This window comes from Bradyrhizobium sp. SOJA106, assembly GCF_059448745.1.
The window spans coordinates 3,014,896-3,038,521 of the sequence record NZ_CM182549.1 but is presented as its reverse complement, the minus strand read 5'-3'; the positions used below and the strand labels follow the sequence as shown (position 1 = coordinate 3,038,521).

The 23,626-nt window shown below is 65.8% G+C and carries 23 protein-coding genes; 17 read left to right on the top strand and 6 right to left on the bottom strand.

All coding sequences use genetic code 11. The annotated features are described in order from the left end of the window. Positions 1–73: 73 nt before the first annotated feature. Entirely contained in the window at positions 74–1,429 is a 1,356-nt protein-coding gene (locus AC5V87_RS13535) for a glycosyltransferase family 87 protein (RefSeq protein WP_495371266.1), read from the bottom strand. Between the two features lie 98 nt (positions 1,430–1,527). After that, positions 1,528–3,150 (bottom strand): helicase HerA-like domain-containing protein, encoded by a 1,623-nt coding sequence (locus tag AC5V87_RS13530; RefSeq protein WP_456839620.1) that lies wholly within the window; start codon positions 3,148–3,150, stop codon positions 1,528–1,530. Between the two features lie 348 nt (positions 3,151–3,498). Here AC5V87_RS13530 and AC5V87_RS13525 point away from each other — a divergent pair, with 348 nt between their 5' ends. The 17 genes from AC5V87_RS13525 (at position 3,499) to AC5V87_RS13445 (ending at position 19,030) form a co-directional block, all read left to right on the top strand. Then, complete coding sequence (locus tag AC5V87_RS13525; protein ID WP_495371265.1) at positions 3,499–3,843, top strand: DUF2267 domain-containing protein; 345 nt, start codon at positions 3,499–3,501, stop codon at positions 3,841–3,843. Positions 3,844–3,868: 25 nt separating this feature from the next. Continuing rightward, positions 3,869–4,276, top strand: a complete 408-nt coding sequence (locus AC5V87_RS13520; protein WP_456839622.1) for a DUF4332 domain-containing protein — start codon at positions 3,869–3,871, stop codon at positions 4,274–4,276. A 136-nt stretch (positions 4,277–4,412) separates the two neighbouring features. Beyond that, positions 4,413–5,273, top strand: coding sequence for a dihydropteroate synthase (gene folP, locus AC5V87_RS13515; RefSeq protein ID WP_495371264.1), 861 nt, complete (start codon positions 4,413–4,415; stop codon positions 5,271–5,273). Continuing rightward, positions 5,270–5,638, top strand: coding sequence for a dihydroneopterin aldolase (gene folB, locus AC5V87_RS13510; RefSeq protein WP_008132622.1), 369 nt, complete (start codon positions 5,270–5,272; stop codon positions 5,636–5,638). The genes folP and folB overlap by 4 nt, the downstream gene beginning before the upstream one ends. Before the next feature lie 136 nt (positions 5,639–5,774). Continuing rightward, a complete protein-coding gene (folK, locus tag AC5V87_RS13505; protein ID WP_456839624.1) occupies positions 5,775–6,290 on the top strand; it encodes a 2-amino-4-hydroxy-6-hydroxymethyldihydropteridine diphosphokinase in 516 nt (171 codons plus the stop codon). A gap of 81 nt (positions 6,291–6,371) precedes the next feature. Beyond that, positions 6,372–8,243 (top strand): methylmalonyl-CoA mutase family protein, encoded by a 1,872-nt coding sequence (locus AC5V87_RS13500; protein ID WP_495371263.1) that lies wholly within the window; start codon positions 6,372–6,374, stop codon positions 8,241–8,243. Then, entirely contained in the window at positions 8,240–8,704 is a 465-nt protein-coding gene (locus AC5V87_RS13495; protein ID WP_456839626.1) for a GFA family protein, read from the top strand. The genes AC5V87_RS13500 and AC5V87_RS13495 overlap by 4 nt, the downstream gene beginning before the upstream one ends. A gap of 14 nt (positions 8,705–8,718) precedes the next feature. Beyond that, a complete protein-coding gene (scpA, locus tag AC5V87_RS13490; RefSeq protein ID WP_456839627.1) occupies positions 8,719–10,875 on the top strand; it encodes a methylmalonyl-CoA mutase in 2,157 nt (718 codons plus the stop codon). A gap of 205 nt (positions 10,876–11,080) precedes the next feature. Beyond that, positions 11,081–11,848, top strand: coding sequence for an RsiV family protein (locus tag AC5V87_RS13485; RefSeq protein ID WP_495371890.1), 768 nt, complete (start codon positions 11,081–11,083; stop codon positions 11,846–11,848). A gap of 132 nt (positions 11,849–11,980) precedes the next feature. Then, positions 11,981–12,973, top strand: coding sequence for a tripartite tricarboxylate transporter substrate binding protein (locus AC5V87_RS13480; protein ID WP_456839628.1), 993 nt, complete (start codon positions 11,981–11,983; stop codon positions 12,971–12,973). Positions 12,974–13,045: 72 nt separating this feature from the next. After that, the gene (locus AC5V87_RS13475) at positions 13,046–13,537 is read left to right on the top strand and encodes a tripartite tricarboxylate transporter TctB family protein (protein ID WP_495371262.1); all 492 of its coding nucleotides are present in this window, start codon (positions 13,046–13,048) and stop codon (positions 13,535–13,537) included. 4 nt (positions 13,538–13,541) lie between these two features. After that, a complete protein-coding gene (locus AC5V87_RS13470) occupies positions 13,542–15,053 on the top strand; it encodes a tripartite tricarboxylate transporter permease (protein ID WP_495371261.1) in 1,512 nt (503 codons plus the stop codon). 84 nt (positions 15,054–15,137) lie between these two features. After that, a complete protein-coding gene (locus AC5V87_RS13465) occupies positions 15,138–15,452 on the top strand; it encodes a nucleotidyltransferase family protein (RefSeq protein WP_456839631.1) in 315 nt (104 codons plus the stop codon). Continuing rightward, positions 15,453–15,830, top strand: coding sequence for a HepT-like ribonuclease domain-containing protein (locus AC5V87_RS13460; protein ID WP_456839632.1), 378 nt, complete (start codon positions 15,453–15,455; stop codon positions 15,828–15,830). Beyond that, positions 15,820–16,806, top strand: coding sequence for a methylmalonyl Co-A mutase-associated GTPase MeaB (gene meaB, locus AC5V87_RS13455; RefSeq protein ID WP_495371260.1), 987 nt, complete (start codon positions 15,820–15,822; stop codon positions 16,804–16,806). Before AC5V87_RS13460 ends, meaB begins: the two co-directional genes overlap by 11 nt. Beyond that, complete coding sequence (locus AC5V87_RS13450) at positions 16,803–17,459, top strand: pyroglutamyl-peptidase I (protein WP_456839634.1); 657 nt, start codon at positions 16,803–16,805, stop codon at positions 17,457–17,459. The genes meaB and AC5V87_RS13450 overlap by 4 nt, the downstream gene beginning before the upstream one ends. 197 nt (positions 17,460–17,656) lie before the next feature. Further along, complete coding sequence (locus AC5V87_RS13445; RefSeq protein WP_495371259.1) at positions 17,657–19,030, top strand: TIGR03808 family TAT-translocated repetitive protein; 1,374 nt, start codon at positions 17,657–17,659, stop codon at positions 19,028–19,030. A 290-nt stretch (positions 19,031–19,320) separates the two neighbouring features. On the opposite strand, the gene AC5V87_RS13440 is transcribed toward AC5V87_RS13445, so the two are convergent. The 4 genes from AC5V87_RS13440 to AC5V87_RS13425 form a co-directional block, all read right to left on the bottom strand. Then, complete coding sequence (locus AC5V87_RS13440) at positions 19,321–20,127, bottom strand: TIGR03809 family protein (protein WP_495371258.1); 807 nt, start codon at positions 20,125–20,127, stop codon at positions 19,321–19,323. A gap of 478 nt (positions 20,128–20,605) precedes the next feature. After that, on the bottom strand, positions 20,606–22,315 hold the full coding sequence (locus AC5V87_RS13435) for a S8 family serine peptidase (protein WP_495371257.1): 1,710 nt from the start codon (positions 22,313–22,315) through the stop codon (positions 20,606–20,608). 15 nt (positions 22,316–22,330) lie between these two features. Beyond that, on the bottom strand, positions 22,331–23,020 hold the full coding sequence (locus AC5V87_RS13430; protein ID WP_456839637.1) for a hypothetical protein: 690 nt from the start codon (positions 23,018–23,020) through the stop codon (positions 22,331–22,333). Beyond that, the gene (locus AC5V87_RS13425) at positions 23,017–23,586 is read right to left on the bottom strand and encodes a sigma-70 family RNA polymerase sigma factor (protein WP_456839638.1); all 570 of its coding nucleotides are present in this window, start codon (positions 23,584–23,586) and stop codon (positions 23,017–23,019) included. Before AC5V87_RS13425 ends, AC5V87_RS13430 begins: the two co-directional genes overlap by 4 nt. Between the last annotated feature and the right edge of the window lie 40 nt (positions 23,587–23,626).

Below are 23,626 nucleotides of genomic sequence, written 5' to 3'. Positions count from 1 at the left end.
GTCTTCCCTGCTTTCGAGTCTCGAGACATCTGATTTTCAAGATGGCTCTTAAGATGAGTTTTAAGATGGCTTTTTAAGATGGCTTGGCTTTTAGCTCCGACGCGGCGCCAGAGCCAGCCGCAACCGGCGGATGGCGGAGGTGCCATGCGAGGCTGCCGGCGAGAATGCCGGTGGCGGCAAGATTGTTGCCCCAGGCCTGGATGACATTGGGAAACCAGGGCAGTGCCAGCAGCAAGAGGATGCCGGCAGCGGCCAGCGCAAGCCAAGTTCCCAGCCGCACATTCGCCCGTTCGTCAAAGGCGGCGCGATGCATCAGCACCGTCATCGGGAAGAACAGCCACATGAAGTAGTATTGCCGCGCCAGAGGCGAGGCGATCGTCATCAGGCAGAACAGGATGCCGAGCTCCTCGGCATCCGAGCGCGCCGTCCTCCGCCGTTGCGGTGGCATCACCGCGACGAAGCCGAGCCCGAGCAGCGCCGACACCGCCAGCACGATCCAGTTCGCCGTCTTGTAGTCGACGTCGATGACATTCATCGTGCGCGGCGGCTTGTTGGGATCCTCCTGATTGTAGTTGATCGGCCGGACCAGGCGATGCGTCACCGCGATGATGGACTGGTTGACCCACGACCAGTTCTGCTCGTCGCGCTGGCCAAAGCCCTTTTCCGAGCTCGATCCGACCATGCCCTGATACCAGGTCGCCAGCTCGGCCGCGTTGCGCTCGAAGCCGCGGATCGGCGCGGGCACCACATAAAGAAGCATGCCCGTGAAGGCGATCATGGCGCCGACAGCCGCCCATTTCCGCCGCCAGACCAGATAGGGCAGCACCGCGATCGGAAACACCTTGATGGCGGTGGCGAGCGCGAACATGAAGCCGGCGCGCCAGGGACGCTGATGCTGCAAGTTCCAGAAGCCCCACAGCATCATCGCGAGCAGGACGAGATTCGGCTGGCCGAGATCGAACATGTCGAAGGTGAAGGTCACGGTGACGATGGCCGGCAGCGCCTCCAGCCAGGGGCCAGCCTTGCGGCCCGATCCGGCCATGACGTTGGAGAGCGTCCCGGTGTACCACCACGCCAGCGCATTCAGGAGAGACAGCACGGTGTAGAGCGCGACCTTGCCGAACCAGCTCGGAATCGCGAGCAGGATCGCGGACAGCGGCGGATAGATGAATTCGAACTGGTGATGGACGTCGCTGGGATAGAGCGGCGCGCCGTGCAGCACCTGCTGCCCGGCCCAATACCAGAGCGCATAGTCCTTGGTCTTGCCGTTGTTGCCGAAAAACTCGGGACCGAGGACGTCGGCCGTCAGGATGAAGCAGCACAGCAGGAAGAGCAGGTCCAGCGGCGAGCGCAGCGACAGGCGTCTCGGCGCATCAGGCTTGGGTAGCGGGTCGGTCGAGGTCACGGTGGGTCCATTCGGCAAAGCCATGGACGTAGCAGACCGAAGCGGGCTTGGAGAGCCCCCTCACCCGAAATTGTGGTGGGGGTGTGGGCTTGACGAGCCTGCCTCAAACCTGGCTTGTCTGCCTAGCGGCGCAGCAGCCCGCCGAGCGCGCCGCGGACCAGGGTGCGACCGATCGAGCCGCCGAGCTGGCCGGCGACCGATTTGCCGATATTGGCCGCCATGCCGCCGATCACCTGGTTGGTCACCGACCGCGTCACGTCGCGCGCAATCACCTGTCCGGTCGACAGGCGGCCGCGCTTGACATTGGTGCCGAAGATGGTGCCGACGATCGAGCCGATCTGGCCGAGGATGCCGCCGCCTCCGCCGGCCGCGCCGGGATCGGCGGTCGCCGCCGTGCCGGCGATGCGCTTCTGGATCATCTCATAGGCGGACTCGGCATCGACGGCGGTGTCGTATTTGCCCTTCACCGGACTCACATCCATGATCGCCTTGCGCTCTTCCGGCGTGATCGGACCGATGCGCGCCGATGGCGGCCGGATCATCACGCGCTCGACCATCGCCGGCGTGCCGTTGCCTTCGAGGAAGGACACCAGCGCCTCGCCCTTGCCGAGCTCCATGATCACCTTGGCGGTGTCGAGCTTGGGATTGGGCCGGAAGGTCTGGGCCGCGGCGAGCACCGCTTTCTGGTCGCGCGGGGTGAAGGCGCGCAGCGCATGCTGCACCCGGTTGCCGAGCTGCCCCAGGACACGGTCGGGCACGTCGATCGGGTTCTGCGTCACGAAGTAGACGCCGACGCCCTTGGAGCGGATCAAGCGCACCACCTGCTCGATCTTGTCCAACAGCGCCTTCGGCGCGTCGTTGAAGAGCAGATGCGCCTCGTCGAAGAAGAACACCAGCTTCGGCTTCGGCAGGTCGCCCGCTTCAGGCAGCTCCTCGAACAGCTCCGACAGCATCCACAACAGGAATGTTGCGTAAAGGCGTGGCGACTGGAGCAGCTTGTCGGCAACGAGGATGTTGACCATGCCGCGGCCGTCGCGGTCGGTCTTCATGAAATCCTTCAGCGTCAGCGCGGGCTCGCCGAAGAATTTGGTGGCGCCCTGGTTCTCCAGCACCAGCAGCTGCCGCTGGATGGTGCCGACGGTGGCCTTGGTGACGTTGCCAAAACCCTGCGCGGCCTTCTTGATGTCGGCGAGCGGGCTTTCGTCGGCATCGGCGGTTTTCTTGCCGGCATCCGGCACGATGGCATCGAGCAGCGCGCGCAGATCCTTCATGTCGATGAGGGTGAGGCCGGCGTCGTCGGCGACGCGGAAAGCGACGTTGAGCACGCCTTCCTGCACGTCGTTCAAGTCGAGCATGCGCGCCAGCAGCAGCGGCCCCATCTCCGTGACGGTCGCGCGCACCGGATGACCTTGCTCGCCGAACACATCCCAGAACACCGTCGAGAACCGGTCGGGTTGGAACGTCAGCCCCATCTCCGTGGCGCGCTTGACGATGAAATCTTTGGCCTCGCCGACCTCGGAGATGCCGGAGAGATCACCCTTGATGTCGGCCGCGAACACCGGAACACCGGCGCGCGCAAATCCTTCCGCCATGACTTGCAGAGTCACCGTCTTTCCGGTTCCGGTTGCGCCGGTGACGAGGCCGTGGCGATTGGCGAGCGCCAGTGTCAGCCATGCCTGCTCGTCTCCCTTGCCGACGAAGATCTTCTCGTCGGTGTCGCCGAGCTTGCTGTCCTGTGCCGTCATTATTCTCTCTGAATCTCTCTGCCCGGTTTCGCGCAATGAAACTGAGCAAACCTGTTCCGTAGTTTAACGCATATCGCCCGCCATTTGAAACCGTTCAACAGGCCCCGCGCATGCGACATTGCCGGAAACAGACCGGCGACGTCAGCCAAAAGTAGGAATGCTGCGTTCGCACCGCGGCATTTTTTCGCTGTTTCCGTCTCCGGTCTTGCACCCTTGCAACACTTTTCGAGCCTTCGACAGTGAATCGGATCGTCGCATGCGTTCATCGCTTGTAATTCACACCACACCGGCTCAAGATCATTTTCGAAAGCAATACTCCGGCGTGCAACCGGTTGAGGGGCGGGTCTAATGGACGAGCTGATCGGGCAGCTGGCGACAAACGCCAGCATAGATAGTGCTGTGGCTGAAAAGACCGTGGGCATTATCCTGGGCTTCCTCCGCAACGAGGGTCCTTCCGACAGCGTGCAGGCCCTGATCGATCAGATTCCCGGCGCGGAAACCGCGATCGAGGCCTCCAGGCGCAGCGGCGGCCTGTCGCGGCTAATGGGCGGCGGCCTGATGGGACTGGGGCTTGGCATGTCCGAGATTCAAAACATCGCCCGTGAACTTTTCCGCTACGGCCGAGACAAAATCGGAGCGGATCAGATGGGCAAAATTATTGCGGGGACGCCGGGCCTCAGCCAATTCGCCTGAGCGACTTTTTTTCATATCGAATATCATGACATATCCGATTTCCGAGATTGAGGGTCTGCCTGCTTTTGCCGCCAACAAGCTGAAGGCGCAGGGCATCCGCACCACCGACGCGCTGCTCGAGGCAGCCTCGACCGCGAAGGGCCGCAAGACGCTGTCCGCCAAGACCGGCATCAGCGAGCAGCAGCTGCTGGAATGGGCCAACGTCTCCGACTACATGCGCATCCCCGGCATGGGCCGAGCCAAGGTGGGCCTCGTCCGTGCTGCCGGCGTAACCACGGTGCGCGAGCTCGCCTATCGAAATCCGGCAAGGCTGGCGCAGAGCATGCGCGAGGCCAACGAGAAGAAGAAGCTCGTCCGCATCCTGCCGTCCGAAAAGTCGGTCGGCGACATCATCGCCAAGGCCAAGAAGCTGCCGCCGAAGATTTCGTATTAGGCTTTTCCGTCCTCCCGCGTTCGCCGGGACGACAGCGAGGATACTGCACGAGAGTGCCGCATCATCGCCCCCGGGCATGGCGCTGCCGCCGCCTCCCGGCTTGACACCCCCTTCCCGACCGCGCAAAGCGGGCGGCATGAATGCCTTGCCCTCCCCATCCGTCCCGCCGGCCGGCTCGGCCGGGCTCGATGCGCTGCGGACGCTCGTGGGCCGGCCCATTCCGGCGGTGATGGGCGTGCTCAACGTCACCCCGGATTCCTTCTCCGACGGCGGCGAGTTCATCGCGCCCGAGCAGGCGCTGGAGCGGGCACGGGCGATGATCGCCGATGGCGTCGACATCATCGACATCGGCGCCGAATCCACCCGGCCCTACAAGGGCGCGAAGGCCGTCACCGCCGAGGACGAGCTGGCCCGGCTGAGACCGGTGCTGGCGGGCGTCGTCGCGCTCGGCGTGCCGGTGTCGATCGACAGCATGAAGGCCGAGGTCGTCGCCTTCGCGCTCGACCAGGGCGCCGCGATCGCCAACGACGTCTGGGGCCTGCAACGCGATGCCGGCATGGCGCCGCTGATCGCCGCAAGAGGCGTCCCGGTCATCATCATGCACAACCGCGACAGCGTCGATCCCGCCATCGACATCGTCGTGGACATGAAGGCGTTCTTTCTGCGCTCGCTCGAGATCGCGGCAAAGGCCGGCATCGCGCGCGACAAAATCGTGCTCGATCCCGGCATCGGCTTCGGCAAGACCGCCGAGCAGAGCATGACGACGCTGGCGCGCTTACGCGAGCTCGACATGTTCGGCCTGCCGATCCTCGTAGGCGCCTCGCGCAAACGCTTCATCGCCTCGGTCTCGCCCTCGGAGCCGAAGGAGCGGCTCGCCGGCTCGATCGCCGCGCATCTCATCGCCGCCCAGAAGGGCGCGAAGATCATCCGGACCCATGACGTCGCCGAGACCCTGCAAGCCCTGCGAGTCGCCAACGCAATCGAGAGCAAGCAATGACCGACACGATCTTCGTCACCGGCCTGTCGATCCATGCCCGCCACGGCGTGATGGATCACGAGACCGAGGTCGGCCAGCGTTTCGTCATCGACCTCGAGCTCTATACCGACCTGTCGGAGCCCGCGCGCACCGACCGGCTCGCCGATACGGTGTCCTACGCCGAAGTCGTGGCGACCACGACGGCGGCGTTCAAGAACACCAATTACAAGCTGCTGGAAGGTGCGGCCGGCGCGGTCGCCGATGCCATCCTGTCGCACTTCCCGCGCATCCGTGCGGTCAAGATCACCGTGCACAAGCCGCATGCGCCGATCGCCGCGATCTTCGATGACGTCGGCATCATGCTGACGCGCTCGCGGCATCCCTGACATGGCGAGTGGCCCGATCCTGACATTCGCACGGGCGCGCGGAGCCACGCTTGCGAATGTCAGGATCAAAAGGGCCACTCGTTCATTATTGTTTGCTCGCGGAGCGGATTTGACGATCGCAGAAGGATGCTCGGCAATGGCTAGCGAACGTCAAATCCGCCCCGCGAGCGTGCTGATCGCACTCGGCGGCAATGTCGGCGACGTCCGCGCGACATTCAAAAAGGCGATCGCAAATCTCTGCGGCATGGCGCAAGCGGCGGTGATCGCGCGGTCCTCGGACTATGCGACGCCGCCCTGGGGCGACGAGGACCAGGATCCCTTCATCAATGCCTGCGTCGAGATCGAGACCAGTCTCGATCCGCACGCGCTGTTATTCGTGCTGCAGAAGATCGAGCGGAAATTCGGCCGCACGCGGGAGAAAGACCGGCGCTGGGGCCCGCGTACGCTCGATCTCGACATGATCGCTTATGACGATGTCTCCTTGCAGAAGCCCGACCTGACCCTGCCGCATCCGCGCCTGTTCGAGCGCGCCTTCGTGCTGGTGCCGCTGGCCGAGATCGCGCCGGATCGCGTGATCGCAGGCATTCGTGTGCGTGACGGGCTTGCCAGCGTCTCGACGCAAGGCATTGAGCGGCTTCCGGATACCGGTTAACCAAAAACAACCGTTTGCAGGGACGTGCCGCCGTGGCAATTTCGCCTGCGAATAACGAGACGTTTGGGAGCCCTTGGCCGTATGACCTCCGCGACTGACGACCTGCCGCTGGCGGCGGATTTCCCCAAGGCGACCGTCGAGGACTGGCGCAAGCTGGTCGATGGCGTGCTGAAGGGCGCGCCGTTCGAGAAGCTGGTCAGCAAGACCTATGACGGGCTGAAGATCGAGCCGCTCTATCCCCGCGCCAAGGGCGTTGCGCCGGTGGTGGGACGGCCCGCCGCCGCGCCATGGCAGATCGTGCAGCGGATCGACCATCCCGATGCGGCTCTCGCGAATGCGCAAGGACTGGCCGATCTGGAGAATGGCGCGACGGGGCTCGCGCTGGTGTTCGCCGGGGCCAATAGCGCTCGCGGTTTCGGCCTGGAACCTTCGGCCGATGCCGTCGCAAAAGTGTTGAAGGACATTCATCTCGATGCCGGCATCGGCGTCGAGCTCGAGATCGGACCGCAATCGCGAATGGCCGCGATCCATGTCGCGGAATATGTGAAGAGCAGCGGTCTCGATCCCGCGGCCTGCAACATCCGCTTCGGACTCGATCCGCTCGCGGCCGGCGCAGTCTGGGGCCACAGCCCTTATACCTGGGACGAGATCGTTCCTGCCGTCACCGGCGCGATCAAGGGGCTCGCCGCGCTCGGGTTCAAGGGGCCGTTCGCGTCCGCGGACGGACGCGTGATCCACGATGCCGGCGGCTCCGAGGTGCAGGAGCTTGCCTTCGTGCTCGCCTGCGGCGTCGCTTACTTGCGCGCGATCGAAGGCGCCGGCATTCCGCTGGAGGCCGCGCAAGGCATGGTCTATGCGCGGCTTACCGCGGATGCCGACCAGTTCCTGACCATGGCCAAATTCCGCGCTCTGCGGCTGTTGTGGGCGCGCATCGAGAGCGCGTGCGGACTGACGCCAAAGCCGCTGTTCATCGCCGCGGAGACGGCCTGGCGCATGCTGACGCAGCGCGATCCCTACGTGAACATGCTGCGCGCGACGGTCGCGACATTCGCCGCGGGACTTGCCGGTGCCAATGCGATCACCGTGCTGCCGCATACGCTGGCGCTCGGCCTGCCCGATCCATTCGCGCGGCGCGTGGCGCGCAATACGCAGCTCCTGCTGCTGGAAGAAAGCAACCTTGCGAGGGTCAGCGATCCCGCCGCCGGTGCCGGCGGCATTGAGACGCTGACCGCGCAGCTCTGCGACGCAGCCTGGGCGCTGTTCCAGGAGAGCGAGAAAGCCGGCGGCGCCTTCGCCGCGCTTCAGCAGGGCCTGTTCCAGAGCAAGGTGGCAGCCACACGAAAGGCGCGCGATGCCAATATCGCAAAGCGCCGCGACGTCCTGACCGGCGCCAGCGAGTTTCCGAACCTGCATGAGAGCGGGACCGCGGTGCTGAAGGCAACGCCGGTCGCGCTCGCGCCCTACGGCGAGCAGAAATACAAGTTCGATCCGCTCACACCAATGCGACTGGCGGAACCGTTCGAGGCGCTGCGCGATAAATCCGACGCGGCGCTGAAAGCGCGCGGCGCGCGGCCAAAGGTGTTTCTGGCCAATCTCGGCATGCCCGCCGATTTCACGGGGCGTGCGACCTTCGCGAAGAGCTTCTTCGAGGCCGGCGGCATCGAGGCCCTCGACAGCGAGGGTTTTGCCGATCCGGCGAGGCTGGCCGCCGCGTTCAAGGCCTCCGGCGCCGCGCTCGCCTGTCTTTGTTCCAGCGACAAGGTCTATGCGGAACACGCCGAAGCCGCCGCGAAGGCCCTGCAAAGCGCGGGCTGCAAACATATGTATCTCGCAGGCCGCCCGACTGATACCGAGGCGGCGTTGCGGGCTGCCGGTATCACCGGCTTCATCTTTGCCGGGGCCGACGCGCTTGCCACGCTACAGGACGCCTATCGACGGATAGAGCAGGCATGACCGAAGCAGGCAAACCAGTTCTCACCGGCGGCTGCCAGTGCGGCGCCGTGCGCTTCGGCGTCTTGACGGCGCCGACCCGGGTTTCGATCTGTCACTGCCGGATGTGCCAGAAGGCCAGCGGCGCGCCGTTCGCCTCCTTCGCCGACGTGAACAAGACCGAGCTTGTCTGGACGCGGGGAAAACCCTCGTTCTTCCGCTCCTCCTCGATCGCCGAGCGGGGCTTTTGCCCGGCCTGCGGCACGCCGCTGAGCTTCGGCCGCATCGACGGCGACCGGATCGAGATCATGACCGGCGCGTTCGACCGGCCCGATCACGTGGTGCCGACGCGGCAGTTCGGCACGGAGTCGCGCCTCGGCTGGGTCGTCGGCATCGCCAATCTGCCGAGCCAGACCACGCAGCAGAATTACGGGCCGGAGAAGATGGCGACCATCGTCAGCCATCAGCATCCGGATCATGATTGAGGATTGGTTGAACCATGACCCGCATTCCCAATTTCGCCGATGTTGCCTTCGAGCGCGTCGCCACCGCAGCGCCGGCCGGCACGGCCGAGCCGTGGCTGACGCCCGAGGGCATTCTGGTGAAGCCCGCTTATGGCGAGGCGGATCTCGCGGGGCTCGATTTCCTCGAGACCTATCCGGGCATCGCGCCATACCTGCGCGGCCCCTACCCGACCATGTATGTCAACCAGCCCTGGACGGTCAGGCAATATGCCGGCTTCTCCACGGCGGAGGATTCCAACGCGTTCTACCGTCGCAACTTAGCTGCCGGACAGAAGGGCCTGTCGGTCGCTTTCGACCTCGCCACCCACCGCGGCTATGACTCTGATCATCCGCGCGTCGGCGGCGATGTCGGCATGGCGGGTGTTGCCATCGATTCCATCTATGACATGCGCACGCTGTTCGCAGGCATTCCGCTCGACCAGATGAGCGTGTCCATGACCATGAACGGCGCGGTGCTGCCGATCCTCGCGCTTTACGTCGCCGCCGCCGAGGAACAGGGCGTGCCGCCAGAAAAGCTCTCGGGAACGATTCAGAACGACATTCTGAAAGAGTTCATGGTGCGCAACACCTATATCTATCCGCCCGCACCCTCGATGCGGATCATCTCTGATATCTTCGCCTACACCTCGACGAGGATGCCGAAGTACAATTCAATCTCGATCTCCGGCTATCACATGCAGGAGGCCGGCGCGACGCAGGATCTCGAGCTTGCCTATACGCTCGCCGACGGCGTCGAATATCTGCGCGCCGGCCTGGCCGCGGGCCTCGACGTCGATCGCTTCGCGCCGCGATTGTCGTTCTTCTGGGCGATCGGCATGAACTTCTTCATGGAGGTCGCCAAGCTGCGCGCCGCACGGCTGCTCTGGGCGAAACTGCTGAAGCCCTTCAATCCGAAGGACCCGCGCTCGCTGTCGCTGCGCACGCACAGCCAGACCTCGGGCTGGTCGCTCACCGCGCAGGACGTGTTCAACAACGTGATGCGCACGACCGTGGAGGCGATGGCGGCGACCCAGGGCCACACCCAGTCGCTGCACACCAACGCGCTCGACGAGGCGCTGGCGCTGCCGACCGATTTCTCGGCGCGCATCGCCCGCAACACCCAGCTATTCCTGCAGCAGGAGAGCGGCACCACCCGCATCATCGATCCCTGGGGCGGCTCGTATTATGTCGAGCGGCTCACGCGCGATCTCGCCGCAAAAGCTTGGAGCCATATCCAGGAGGTCGAGGAGCTCGGCGGCATGGCCAAGGCGATCGAGGCCGGCGTACCAAAACTGCGCATCGAGGAGGCCTCGGCCAAGACGCAGGCCCGGATCGATGCCGGCAAGCAGGCGGTGATCGGCGTCAACAAGTACAAGCCCACCGACGAGGCGCCGATCGACATTCTCAAGGTCGACAACACCAATGTACGCCGCTTGCAGATCGACAAGCTGACGCGGCTGAAATCCGAGCGTAACCAGAAGGACGTCGATGCCGCGCTTGCCGCGCTGACGCGCTCGGCCGGCGACGGCAACGGCAATCTCCTTGCACTCGCGATCGACGCCGCGCGCGCGAAGGCAACCGTCGGCGAGATCTCGGAGGCGATGGAAAAGGTGTTCGGCCGCCACCGCGCCGAGATCAAATCCATTACCGGCGTCTACAAGCGGGAGGCGTCCAGCATGGGCACTCAGGTCGAGAAGGTTCAGGCGCTGATCGACGCCTTCGAGGAGGCGGAGGGCCGCCGCCCGCGCATCCTGGTCGCCAAGATCGGACAGGACGGCCACGATCGCGGCCAGAAGGTGATCGCCTCGGCGTTCGCCGATATCGGCTTCGACGTCGACATCGGACCGTTGTTCGCCACCGCCGACGAAGCCGCGCGGCAAGCGGTCGAGAACGACGTGCATATCCTCGGCGTCTCCTCGCTCGCCGCCGCCCATCTCACCGCGGTGCCGGAGCTCAAGGCCGCCCTGAAGAAGCACGGGCGCGAGGACATCATGATCATCGTCGGCGGCGTGGTCCCGCCGCAGGATTACGACGCACTCTATGCGGCCGGCGCCGAGGCGATCTTCCCGCCCGGCACCGTCATCGCGGATGCGGCCGAGGAGCTGATCCGCAAGCTGAACGCCCGGCTTGGGCATAGCGAGGCGGCGGAGTAATTCCGCCACCGCTGAGGCCTCGAACATCAAACCCGCAGGCTGTCGGCGCGCCTGATCACGAGCAGGTGTTCGCGCGCCGCGTTGTGCGCCGGTTCATCTTGCGATCACTACGCTTGAGCGCATCGCTGCCGGCCGGCTGGAATCAAAATACATGGATATTGAAGTGACAGATCATCGTGCGCGCGCGGGGCTGCTCCCCCGCACCATCATTCTCCTTTCGGCCTTCGCTGCGATCGGCTTGGCCTCCCCATCCCTCGCTGGCGACCCCAAGCCCGACGCCGTCGTCAAGAACAAGAGCATCGACGCCCGCGTTTTGCTCGACGACAGGATCAAGGCCGACGCTGCGCTGGCCGCGGACTGCCTTGCCGAGGGCAAGAAGTGGCTCGATAAGAGCGCAGCGGAAGCTGCCGCCTCGCGCAAGGAGGATCCGCAATTCTTCAGGGACGGCGGCTGGGATTTCGAGCGCAAATATGCGATCCGCTCGGTCGTTGCCGATCGTTATGTCAGCGTACTGCGCAACGACTACATGGACACCCACGGCGCCCATCCCAACTCCGACATGAACACGATCCTGTGGGACAAGGCTGAGGGCAAGCGCATCTCGATCCGCCCCTTCTTCACCGAGACCGCCGACAAGGGACCGACCATGAAGGCGATGGTGAAGGCCATCATCGCCTCGCTCAAGGTCGAGAAGAAGAAGCGCGGCACCAGCGAGACCGCGACCGAGGAATGGTTCAAGAGCGTCGAGCCGAGCCTGCTCAAGATCGGCGCGGTGACGTTCGCGCCTTCGACTGAGGCGGGCAAGAGCTCCGGCCTCACCTTCCACTATCCGCCCTATGCGGTCGGCCCCTACGCCGAAGGCGAATATGTCGCCTTCGTGCCGTGGCAGATCCTGAAGCCGTATCTCACCGCGGAAGGAACGCACATTTTCGGCGGCGAGCGGCCGAAGGGCGACGCGGAGGAGCCGCAGTGAGCAGGTTTTGAGCAGCGCCACTTTGCTCACAACGCGCTGATAGCGCTACCTTGCGGCGGCGCCGCAAAGCCGACTAGAATGCCGCCGTTGACAAGAGCGCTCGACGTCACGGGCGCCGCTGGGAGGCATTCAATGTCCAAGATCACCCGCCGCGCCTTTGCGGCTTCATCTGCCGCGGTCGCCGCATCCGCCGCTTTGGGGTTCAAGCCCGCACGCGCACAAGCCTATCCGGCGCGGCCGGTCACTGTCATCGTGCCCTGGGGCGCGGGCGGCGGCACGGACGCAACCGCGCGCATCGTCGCAGCGCTGCTGGAAAAGGACCTCGGCCAGCCCTTCAACGTGGTCAACCGCACCGGCGGCTCCGGCGTGGTCGGCCATAGCGCCATCGCGACGGCGCAGCCCGACGGCTACACCATCGGCATGCTCACGGTCGAAATCTCGATGATGCACTGGCAAGGCCTCACCGATCTGACACCTCGGAGCTACACGCCGCTGGCGCTGATGAACGAGGACCCGCCGGGCATCCAGGTGTCCTCCTCCTCGCCCTACAAGACGGTGAAAGAGCTCGCCGAGGCGATCAAGGCGGCGCCCCCGGGCAAGTTCAAGGCATCGGGCACCGGCCAGGGCGGCATCTGGCATCTGGCGCTGGTCGGCTGGATGCAGGCGATGGGCCTGCCCGCCAACCAGGTCGCGTGGGTGCCGTCGAACGGCGCAGCTCCTGCGATGCAGGACCTCGCCGCCGGCGGCCTCGACCTCACCACCTGTTCGGTGCCGGAGGCGCGCGCCATCATCGAGGCCGGCAAGGCCAGGAGCCTCGCCATCATGGCGCCGGCGCGCAACCCGATCTTCAAGGACGTGCCGACGCTGAAGGAGGCGATGGGCATCGACTACGCAACCGGCGCCTGGCGCGGCATCGGCGCGCCGAAGAACCTGCCGCCGGAGATCGCAACCAAGCTCACCGCAGCCCTGAAGAAGGTCTACGACTCCGCCGAGTTCAAGGACTTCATGAGCAATCGCGGCTTCGGCACCGTGTGGGGCGATGCCGGCCAGTTCGCCGGCTTCATGGACAAGGGCGATGCCCAGATGGGCGAGGCCATGAAGGCGGCCGGCCTCAGCAAGGCGTGATCTCCACCTGCGATGCTCTGCCCGCCTCTCCCCGCACGCGGGGAGAGGGATTTCTTTCATAGGATTCCTCCCATGCGTCTTCCCGACTCCGTCACGGGATCGTTTCTCGTCGTGCTCGGCGCGGCTTCCGCCTATGGCGGCTACATCCTGCCGCCGGTGCCGGGGCAGCCGATCGGCCCCAACGTGTTTCCGCTCGTGATCGGCACCGGCCTGGCATTGTGCGGGCTCGCGATCGTGTTCGGCATCGGCCATTCCTTCGAGGAGGAGGAAGAGCTGGTCCCGCTCGAGAACGGACAGGCGGCCGCGCCGCCGCCGCAGAGCAAGCTCTACGGCCTGCGCGCCCTGCTGCCGCCGGCGCTGCTGCTGTTCTACGTCTTTGCCGCCGACCGGCTCGGCTTCATCATCACCGCGGCGATCATGGTCTACGTCACCTCGACGGCGCTCGGCGCGAAGTGGAAGCTGGCGCTGCCGCTTGCCGCACTGTCGCCCTTCGCCATCCACCTCATCTTCGGCAAGCTGCTGCGCGTACCGCTTCCCGCTGGCCTTTTGCCGACGCCCTGGTGATCCCATGCTCAAGACCCTGATTGATGCCTTCGCGCTGATCTCCACCTGGGAGGTCATCATCGCGATGTTCGCAGCCTCCGTGTACGGCCTCGTCATCGGCTCGCTGCCCGGCCTGTCCGCGACGATGGCGACCGCCCTGCTCGTCCCCGTCACCTTCTATCTGTCGCCGATCGCGGCGATCGCGACCATCGTCGCAGCGTCGTCGATGGCGATCTTCTCCGGTGACATCCCCGGCGCGCTCTTGCGCATTCCCGGCACGCCCGCCTCGGCTGCTTATGCCGATGAGGCCTATGCCATGACGCGCAAGGGCCAGGCCGAGCTGGCGCTAGGTGCCGGCGTCTGGTTCTCCGCCGTCGGTGGCATCGCCGGCGTGCTGTCGCTGATGATCCTCGCCCCGCCGCTCGCCGAGATCGCGCTGTCGTTCTCGACCTTCGAATATTTCTGGCTGGCGCTGCTCGGCCTGATGTGCGCGACGCTGGTCGCGCGCTCCTCGCCGGTGAAGGCGATCGCGGGCATGTTCATCGGCCTGCTCGTCTCCTGCATCGGCATCGAGAATCCCGGCGGCATCCCGCGTTTCACGTTCGGCATCACCGATCTGTTCGGCGGCATCGAGCCGATCCCGGCGCTGGTCGGCGTGTTCGCGGTGGCGCAGGTGATGCGCGCGATGCTGACCCCCGAGCCGCCGCCGCTGCCGCGGCGCAAATTCGGTAGCATCATGGCGGGGCAGTGGAAGCTGACGAAGAAGTACCACTGGCAGATGACGCGCGGGAACATCGTCGGCATCATCATCGGCGTGCTGCCCGGCGCCGGCGCCGACATGGCGGCCTGGGTCTCTTATGCGATGTCGAAGCGCTTCTCCAAGGAGAAGGACAAATTCGGCACCGGCCATGTCGAGGGCCTGGTCGAGGCCGGGGCCAGCAACAATGCCAGCATCGCCTCGGGCTGGGTGCCCTCGCTGCTGTTCGGCATTCCCGGGGACACCATCGCCGCGATCGCCATCGGCGTGCTCTACATGAAGGGCCTCAATCCGGGCCCGACGCTGTTCACCGAGAAGGCGTCGAGCATGTACGCGATCTACCTGATGTTCATCATCGCGAACATTTTGATGATCCCGCTCGGCATCGCCATGATCCGCGTCGCCGCCTACATCCTGCTGGCGCCGCGCTCGACCGTGATGCCGATCATCATGCTGTGCTGCGCGGTCGGCTCGTTCGCGATCGGCAACAACATGTTCGGCGTCGTCACCGTCGCCGCCTTCGGCGTGATCGGCTACGTCATGGAAGCCAACGGCTATCCCGTCGCCGCCATGGTGCTCGGCATTGTCATGGGCACCATGGTGGAGCAGGCCTTCGTGACCTCGCTGATCAAGTCCGACGGCAGCATCCTGCCGTTCTTCGAACGGCCGGTCGCCGCCATCCTCGCCGCCATGGCGATTGGCGCCCTGCTCTGGCCGGTGATGGTGTGGATGTGGCGCAAGGTGAAACCGATGCAGGCGGCGGCGGCAACGACCCGGTGATATCGGGCGGGCGGCCCGCGCCTGCCCCGCGGCGCTCCAGGGCCGACGCTGGGCGGAGCGGTCGCCCTGTGCTAGTATTCGGTCATGGCCGAAGTCGCAGACATTCCGCTCCAGACGCTTGTCGGGAAGATCCGTGAGCTTGCTCCCGCGCTGAGGGCGGCGGGGGTCAAGCGGCTTTACCTTTTCGGGTCTCGCGCGCGCGGCGACGCTCGGCCTGACAGCGACCTCGACATACTCGTCGAGACGACCTCGCGCGAGGAAACGCCGCGGTTCGATTACTTCAGAGTCCTGCACCTGATCGAGGACCATGTCGGCCTTCGTGCGCAGATATCGATGCGCGACCTGCTGAAGCCGCGCATAACCGAGCGGATCGCGGATGATCTGGTCGAGGTCTTCTGAATGCCGCCGACGGTGGAAGACCGGCTACGAGACATTCTGGAAGCCATCACCGACATCGAAGATGTCGTGAAGGACCTCACCTTCGATCAGTTCGTCTCTGAAAAGACCTCCCGCCTTGCAGTCGAGCGGCTTCTCGAGATCATCGGCGAGGCATCGAAATTCATCCCGGATGAGGTCAAGCGAACCGAGCCTGGTGTCGACTGGCGCAAGATGATCGACTTCGGAAGTCTTCTGGCGTCATGCCTACCATATGACGAAGGCCGAGATCGTTTGGGACATCGTTCAAACCCACCCTCCACCTTTGAAGTCTTGCGCCGAGAAACACATTCGCATGTCGGGCCGCTAGCGGCTGGACGCGAAAGCAACGATGACCAGTAGCAGATCCATCGACATCAAATCTCTCGCCCGTGACCTGCGCGCCGGCAGCCGCGCGGCGCTGGCGCGGGCGATCACGCTGGTGGAGAGCCGGCGCGGCGACCATCAGGCGTTGGCGCGCGAGCTGGTGCAGATGCTGCTGCCCGACACGGGCAAGGCGTTCCGCGTCGGCATCACCGGCTCGCCGGGCGTCGGCAAATCCACCACCATCGATGCGCTCGGGACCTATCTGATCGAGCAGGGCCACAAGATCGCGGTGCTCGCGGTCGATCCGTCCTCGGCGCGCAGCGGCGGCTCGATCCTCGGCGACAAGACGCGGATGGCGCGCCTCGCGACCTCCGACGATGCCTTCATCCGCCCCTCGCCATCCTCGGGCACGCTGGGCGGCGTCGCGGCCAAGACGCGCGAGGCGATGCTGCTGTGCGAAGCGGCAGGTTTCGGCGTCGTGCTGGTCGAGACCGTCGGCATCGGTCAATCCGAGACCGCGGTCTGCGACATGACGGATTTCTTCCTGGCCCTGATGCTGCCGGGCGGCGGCGACGAATTGCAGGGCATCAAGAAGGGCCTGGTCGAGCTCGCCGACATGATCGCGATCAACAAGGCCGACGGCGACAACCTCAAGCGCGCCAAGATCACCGCCGCGGACTATCGCGGCGCGCTGCATATCCTGGCGCCGAGGTCCGAGCATTGGCATCCGCCGGTCGAGACCTATTCGGCGCTGACCGGAAACGGCATCGCAAAAATTTGGCAGAAGGTTCTCGATCACCGCAAGGCGATGAACGCGTCCGGCGATTTCGCCGCGCGGCGGCGCGAACAGCAGGTGAAGTGGATGTGGTCGATGCTGGAGCAGCGCATGCTGGCGCGGCTGCGCAGCGAGGCGTCGGTGCGCACGAAAGTGCGGAAGATCGAGGCTGAAGTCGCCGACGGCCATCTTACGCCGGCGCTCGCCGCCGAGCAGATTTTGGAGTTGCTGCAATGAGCGACAAGCTGCGCATTCTCCTGACCGGCTTCGGATCGTTTCCCGGCGCGCCCTACAACCCGACCCAGCCACTGGTAACGCGGCTGGCGCAGCTGCGCCGGCCGGCACTCGACGACGTCGCGATCGCGAGCCATATCTTCCCGGTCACCTACGCCGCGGTCGATCGGCAATTGCCGGAGCTGCTCGCAAGGGAAAAGCCCGACGCGCTGTTGATGTTCGGCCTCGCCGCGCGCACGCCGTACCTGCGCATCGAGACCCGCGCCCGCAACGCCGTCACCATGCTCTGGCCCGATGCGGCCAACACCCGCTCCAGCAAGCGCGGCATCGCCGGCCAGGCCGACGCGATGATGTTCGGCCCGCACACGGCGAGGCTGCTGCGCGCGGCGCGCCTCACCGGCATCGACGCCCGCGCCTCGCGCGATGCCGGCGCCTATCTCTGCAACTATCTCAGCTGGCGCGCGATCGAGAACGTGCGGGCCGGCGGGCCGCGGCTTGCGGCGTTCATCCATATCCCGCTGCTGGCGCGCAGTGGCGCCGTGCGCCGCAAGGGCGCGCCGCGGATCACACTGGAGGAACTGGTGGATGCGAGCGAAGCGATGCTGATGGAGATGGTGGGATTGGCAAGGAAGCGGCGGAACACACCGGTCTTGTAGGCGGGCAAAGGCGCATCGCGCCGTGCCGACGATGTCGTTCCGATCCGCCGTCAAATGGTGGGCACGCTTGCGCTTTGCCCACTCTTCGGCACCATTTTTGCGGTAAACATTTAACCCTACCGCGAACAATCCCGACGAGCCGCACCGGCCTGCGCTACCTACCTCCCGCGGACCCCGCGTCCGCCGGAGGACGCGTCATGGACCTCAATCGCCGTCATCTCATCGGAGCTTCGACCGCGGGCATTGCGGGCGCGCTCGCCATGCCGGCCGACGCTGCGCGCGCGGCGCCGCTGACCTCCCTGCTCGGCCGCGATGCCACGCAGTACGGCGTGCGGCCCAACAGCAGCGAGGACCAGACGCGTGCGCTCCAGCGCGCGATCGACGAGGCCGCAAGGGCGCAAATGCCGCTGGCGCTGCCGCCGGGCGTCTACCGCGCCGGGCTGCTGCGGCTGCCGAACGGATCGCAGCTGATCGGCGTGCGCGGCGCCACCAAGCTCGCCTTCACCGGCGGTGGGGCCTCGGCGATCCAGAGCGACGGCTCGGACTCGATCGGCCTCACCGGCATCACCTTCGATGGCGGCAGCATTCCGCTGCCGGCGCGGCGCGGGCTGATCCAGGTCCTCGGCGGGCGCGACGTTCGCATCACCGATTGCGAGATCACCGCCTCGGGGGGCAGCGGCATCTGGCTCGAGCAGGTCTCCGGCGACATCTCCGGCAACATCTTCACCAACATCGCTGTGACCGCGGTGGTCTCGTTCGATGCAAAGGGCCTCAGCGTTTCCCGCAACACGATTCTCGGCACCAACGACAACGGCATCGAGATCCTGCGCACCGCGATCGGTGATGACGGCACGCTGGTCGCCGACAACCGCATCGAGGACATCAAGGCTGGCCCCGGCGGCGCGGGCCAGTACGGCAACGCCATCAACGCCTTCCGCGCCGGCAACGTCATCGTGCGCGGCAACCGCATCAAGAACTGCGATTACTCGGCGGTGCGCGGCAACTCCGCCTCGAATATCCATATCACCGGCAACAGCATCAGCGACGTGCGCGAGGTCGCCCTCTATGCCGAGTTCGCGTTCGAGGCCGCCGTGATCGCCAACAATACCGTGGACGGCGCGGCCGTCGGCGTCTCCGTCTGCAATTTCAACGAAGGCGGCCGTATCGCGGTGGTCCAGGGCAACATCATCCGTAATCTGATCCCCAAGCGGCCGATCGGCACCGCACCGGATGACGACGCCGGCGTCGGCATCTACATCGAGGCGGATTCATCGGTGACCGGCAACGTGATCGAGAACGCGCCGGCCTACGGCATCGTCGCTGGCTGGGGCAAATATCTGCGCGACGTCGCAATATCCGGCAACGTTATCCGCAGGGCGCTGGCCGGCATCGGCGTATCCGTGGTCCCGGGCGCCGGCACTGCGCTGGTCAACAACAACATGATCTCCGAAACCCCGCGCGGCGCCGTGGTCGGCCTCGACCACGCGCGCGCGGTGACGTCGGACCTGTCGGCGGACGGCGCGCAGCGGTTCGCACAAGTGGTGATCGGCGGCAACGCCGTGCGGCGGTAGGCGCGCGACGGGCGGACGGGCCCTGCATCCTTCGAGGCTCCTCATGGGACGCGCCGCGTCTCATGAGGGCACCTCAGAATGACGGATGAGGAGCGGCGCCTGGCTCGATGCGGTCACATCAAAGTAAGGAGGGCGACACATCCAAAAGTTGGTTCATCAAGCACTGACAACAAGCCCACTGCCGTCATCCTGAGGTGCGAGCCGTGCGGTGCGGAGGACCGCTCGGGGAGCCTCGAAGGATGATGTGGTGGGCATCTATGTCTACATGCTGCGATGCGCTGACGGCTCCTTCAGAACGCGTTCCGCAGCAGCGGGTACTTTGCTTCCAGGCCGTCGAGGCTGAAAGTGAATTCGACGACGCGCTCGGGGGCCGCTACGATTTCGGCGGCGGGCGGGGCGAACTGCGGCAGGAGCGCTGCCATCGCAGCGGAGGCCCGCACGGCGGGCGCGGCGACTGGTGCCATTGCAGCAGGTTCGGCGGTCGGCGACCTCACCGCGGGCGCGGTGCGCGGCGGCTTCACAGCGGGAGCGGTGAATGGCGCCATGGCGGCCGGGGCGGCGACCGGTGACCTCACCGCAGGTGCGGAGAGCGGCGGCCTCGCAGCGGGGGCCTTGAGCGGCGGGACGGCAGCAGGCGCGGTGAACGATGCCATTGCGACAGGCGGCAGGAGCGGCGCGGCCGGAGCGAGCGGCGCTTCCGTGACTTCGGCGAGAACGTCCAGCCTGGGCTCCAGCTTTACCGGCACGGCGGTCTCGGGCGCGAGGTGGACGGCTTTGGGCTGCAACGGCTTGGGCTGCATGGTCTGCGCCGGCTGCTCCCGCGGAAACACGCGGGGCATGGTCGCCGGCGACCAGCCGAAGGCGGGCGAGACGCTCGCAGCCGCCGCGGCAACGTCACCACCGGTCGCGAGCGCGCGCCATGTCTGGACCGCGAGCTTGGCTTCCTGGATGTTTTCGAGGAATGCGATCTCGGAGTGGTAGCGGCGCCAGCGCCCGGTCTCGAACATTTCGGAGAGGTGCTCCAGGCGCTGCTCGGCGAGAGCGCACCAGCGTGCCGCGATCTCGCGGCCCGAGGCCGCGCTTTGGCGATGTGTCATGAACCAGCCCGTCATGAGAAAAATACGGACGCGACGCAACGCACACGAATCAATTTAGACGCGACACGAATATTTTGTGGAAAAGTTTTGACTTGTCCAGCAACGACACGCCGTTCGTCATGAAAGACCGTAGTCGTGCGGAGAATTGCTGTGATTTCGAGTCAAGCTTCGCACAAGCATGACGGAGCTGCGGCGTGACGGTCGACCGACGAGTGCACGCACGCGCGCTCCTTCAACCCAAGCTGAGTGGATTCGACGCCTCGAAGACACAGACGTCCAAAAAGAAAAGACCCGTCCGGGGGGACAACCGGACGGGTCGAGCCATATGGGCGCTTGGGGTGGATGGGCGCTCGCGCCTGATATGACTGATGGGGAGGGATGACCGCTCCCACATATTTTGGTCGTGGCAGCTGGCTGAACGTTCAATGCGGCGTTCGATTTTTTAACCTTTGGCGGGCGCGCATTCTTGTCGTAGCCGCTATCGCGCCGCCGGTCTATCCGCCTGAGAAACCGTGGCTTTATCGGCCGCGCCCGACAGCGAGGGCTGCTCGATCGCGCGAATGCCCGGCTCATCGCGACGTGGCTGCGCATCTTCACGTTTTGTTGTACCGGACGCCGCCGCAACCGGCGTCGCGTTGTCAACGGGAACAGCCGTGACCGCGGCAAACGCGTCGGCCTCGCCATCGCCGAACAGATCATCACGCCCGGGTGAACCGAGGTCGCGCGCGGTCTTCGCCAGCGTCATGCGCAGCGCTTCCGGCTTCAAGGCGTAGTTGCGCTCGAGCAGCAGCGCGGCGACACCGGAGACATAGGCGGCCGAGAACGAGGTGCCCGACGTCATCTGGTATTTGCCGTCGGGGGCCGGCAGGAAGATGTCGACGCCGGGCGCCGCCAGCGCGATGTAATTGCCGCGGTTGGACGCGGAGAACAGCTTGTCCTGCTGGTCGGTGGCGCTGACCGCGATCACGTTGGGATTGGCGGCCGGATAAAGCGGCGGCGATTTCGCACCGGCATTGCCGGCGGCCGCGATCAGCACGAGGCCGCGCGCGGCGGTTGCGGCAATGGCGCGCTCGATCACCGCGTCCTTGGGACCGGCAAAGCTCATATTGACGATCTGCGCGCCGTGCTCGGCGGCGTAATTGAGCGAGCGCAGGATGATGTAGGACGAGCTCTCCGCGCCGCCGCCGGTGCCGCCAAAAGCGCGGATCGCGATGATGCGCGCTTCGGGCGCGCTGCCCATCAGCTTGGCGTGCGCCACGATGGCGCCGGCAATGCCGGTGCCGTGGATGTGCGGGCCCTCGGCGCTACCGAGCGCATCGAAATTGTCGGCGATGGAATTGGCGAGCTCGGGATGCCTGGCGTCGATGCCGGAATCGATCACGGCAACGGTCACGTTGGCGCCATGCGCCAGCGTATGCGCCTGCGGCAGGCGGAGTTTTGCCAGGGCATATTGCGCGGGATCGCCTTCGCTCAGCGTCGCCGGCTTCTGGTCCTGGAGCACGTAGCGGAAGTTCGGCTGCACCGAGCGCACGCTGCCGTCCGCGGCGAACTCGCGCCGCACCGTCTCGAACGGACGGCCATCGGTGATGCGGAACAGGCCCAACGTCGCGCCGATCAGCGGGAAGTTTTCCGAGGATACGCGCGCAAGCCCATGGCGGCGCGCAAGCTCGTCAGCTTCGGTCGTCGTCAGCGCGCCGTCGATCTCAGCGACGAATTCGCCTGCGAAGCTGCGCAGGTTCGCAGCCATTGGCGTATTGTTGCCGCGCCCCTTGGCGGTGGCCTTCTTGCCCGCCTTGCCGCTCCCCCCGCCGCCCGCAATCGGCTGCCCCAGGCATTCGCCGTCGCCGTCGCGATAGGGCGCGGTGCAGGCGGGATAAAGGTTCGGGGAGTAGCGCGCATAGGGCAGCACCGGCGTCGGCCCCATTCGTGCCGAGAGCCGCGGCGTCGCAATCGCGCGGGGGCCGCGGTCGACTGCGACCACGCGCGCAGCCGCGCCCGGGTTGACGCGCGCGGCGACGTTGGGAGAGATGGTCGGCGTGCGCGAGGGGACGCTGATCGTCGGCGTGCGCATGATCGCCTGCGCCTTTGCGATGTCGACACCGAGACAGGCGGCGAGCAGCAGCGCGGCGCCGGCCGATGATGAAGCGTAAGCCCCGGCGCGTATCCTCCTCTTGGACTTGCTTGTCATCGGTGGACGGCGCGCTTAAGGCGCCGCCACGGCGAGATTGACGAACTTCTCGCGCGACATCCTGGCAAGCAGTGCGGCGAGCTCGTCCTGGCTCATCGCCTTGTCGAACTGCAGGCGGAACATGCCGCCCTTGGCATCGCCGATGATCGAGGCCTGATAGCTGTCGAGCAGCGCCGTGATGTCCGCGACGCGCGCCTCGGGCGTAAAGCGCACCAGCGCCCGCGCCGGTGCGGCTCCGAGCTCGCGCGTGATCGGCGCGCCAATCGAGAGTGAAGCGGTCTGGTAGGTCGCGGTCTGGGTCTTCATCAGGACGGCGCCGATGATGCCGGCCTGCAGCAGCAGCGCGATGGCGCCGAGGCTTGCCGACCAGGCCAAAGTGCGCGGCGACAGGCTCGCAAAGAAGGCCGAGATGCGCGTGGCGAGCGGCAACGGCGTGGCTACCCGCGCCGGTTCGGCGTCGATCGCGGCAAACAGCTTCTGCATCGCGCGGGCCGAGGGAGCCCCCAGGCTCTCGTTCAGATGGATGGTCTCTTCGTACTCGCCGCGGATCGCGGCATACTGCCTGGCAAGCTCGGGATCGCGCGCCAGCGCGTCCTCGACGCGGCGCGCATCGCGCGCATTCAGCGTGCCGGCGGCGTGCCAGGGCAGCAGCAGTTCAATCTCACTGGGCTCTTGCTCCAGCATCTTCTTGCTCAAAGCCATCATGGCCAGCCTCGCTCAACGCCGGCTGCCTTCAGCAGTTCGGCCAGTTTCTTGCGCGCATAGAACAAGCGCGTTTTCACAGTGTTCTCCGGTATCCCGACGATTTCGGCCACCTCTTCCACGGACTTCTCGTGGTAGTAGACCAGATCGACGATTTCCCGGTGTTCCGGCGAGAGGCCCGTCAGACACTCCCGCAACGCTTCACTGGTATCCTTCTTCTGCACCACCGTTTCCGGATCATCGGACTGGTCCTCGATCGCGTTCGCGGCGTCTTCGTCCAGCTCAAAATCCTTCCTGCGCCGAAGCGCCGAGAGGGCCTTGAATCGGGTGATTGCCAGCAGCCAGGTGGAAACGGCGGAACGGCCCTCGAACTTGCCGGCTTGACGCCAGACGTCGAGAAATACCTCGCTGATGAGGTCTTCCGCCGCCTGCTCGTCCCGCACGAGCCTCAGCCCGAACCTGTAGACCCTGACATGGTGCCGCCCGTACAGCACCTGCATGGCGAGCCGGTCGCCTTGGGCGATCCTGGCGATCAGGACCTCGTCCGAAGCCGCCTGAGTCACGCTCAAAGGCCGTCTCGCAAGGTTGGTCGGGTCGATAGGGCGGAGG

Bases quoted from the DNA above. Each gene is read 5' to 3' on its own strand.
- AC5V87_RS13535 (WP_495371266.1), bottom strand. From the start codon at position 1,429: ATGGCTTTGCCGAATGGACCCACCGTGACCTCGACCGACCCGCTACCC.
- AC5V87_RS13525 (WP_495371265.1), top strand. From the start codon at position 3,499: ATGGACGAGCTGATCGGGCAGCTGGCGACAAACGCCAGCATAGATAGT.
- meaB (WP_495371260.1), top strand. From the start codon at position 15,820: ATGACCAGTAGCAGATCCATCGACATCAAATCTCTCGCCCGTGACCTG.
- AC5V87_RS13430 (WP_456839637.1), bottom strand. From the start codon at position 23,020: ATGATGGCTTTGAGCAAGAAGATGCTGGAGCAAGAGCCCAGTGAGATT.
- AC5V87_RS13440 (WP_495371258.1), bottom strand. From the start codon at position 20,127: ATGACACATCGCCAAAGCGCGGCCTCGGGCCGCGAGATCGCGGCACGC.
- AC5V87_RS13530 (WP_456839620.1), bottom strand. From the start codon at position 3,150: ATGACGGCACAGGACAGCAAGCTCGGCGACACCGACGAGAAGATCTTC.
- AC5V87_RS13500 (WP_495371263.1), top strand. From the start codon at position 6,372: ATGACCTCCGCGACTGACGACCTGCCGCTGGCGGCGGATTTCCCCAAG.
- AC5V87_RS13475 (WP_495371262.1), top strand. From the start codon at position 13,046: ATGCGTCTTCCCGACTCCGTCACGGGATCGTTTCTCGTCGTGCTCGGC.
- AC5V87_RS13470 (WP_495371261.1), top strand. From the start codon at position 13,542: ATGCTCAAGACCCTGATTGATGCCTTCGCGCTGATCTCCACCTGGGAG.
- AC5V87_RS13495 (WP_456839626.1), top strand. From the start codon at position 8,240: ATGACCGAAGCAGGCAAACCAGTTCTCACCGGCGGCTGCCAGTGCGGC.
- AC5V87_RS13465 (WP_456839631.1), top strand. From the start codon at position 15,138: ATGGCCGAAGTCGCAGACATTCCGCTCCAGACGCTTGTCGGGAAGATC.
- folP (WP_495371264.1), top strand. From the start codon at position 4,413: ATGAATGCCTTGCCCTCCCCATCCGTCCCGCCGGCCGGCTCGGCCGGG.
- AC5V87_RS13520 (WP_456839622.1), top strand. From the start codon at position 3,869: ATGACATATCCGATTTCCGAGATTGAGGGTCTGCCTGCTTTTGCCGCC.
- AC5V87_RS13450 (WP_456839634.1), top strand. From the start codon at position 16,803: ATGAGCGACAAGCTGCGCATTCTCCTGACCGGCTTCGGATCGTTTCCC.
- folK (WP_456839624.1), top strand. From the start codon at position 5,775: ATGGCTAGCGAACGTCAAATCCGCCCCGCGAGCGTGCTGATCGCACTC.
- AC5V87_RS13445 (WP_495371259.1), top strand. From the start codon at position 17,657: ATGGACCTCAATCGCCGTCATCTCATCGGAGCTTCGACCGCGGGCATT.
- AC5V87_RS13435 (WP_495371257.1), bottom strand. From the start codon at position 22,315: ATGACAAGCAAGTCCAAGAGGAGGATACGCGCCGGGGCTTACGCTTCA.
- AC5V87_RS13460 (WP_456839632.1), top strand. From the start codon at position 15,453: ATGCCGCCGACGGTGGAAGACCGGCTACGAGACATTCTGGAAGCCATC.
- folB (WP_008132622.1), top strand. From the start codon at position 5,270: ATGACCGACACGATCTTCGTCACCGGCCTGTCGATCCATGCCCGCCAC.
- scpA (WP_456839627.1), top strand. From the start codon at position 8,719: ATGACCCGCATTCCCAATTTCGCCGATGTTGCCTTCGAGCGCGTCGCC.
- AC5V87_RS13480 (WP_456839628.1), top strand. From the start codon at position 11,981: ATGTCCAAGATCACCCGCCGCGCCTTTGCGGCTTCATCTGCCGCGGTC.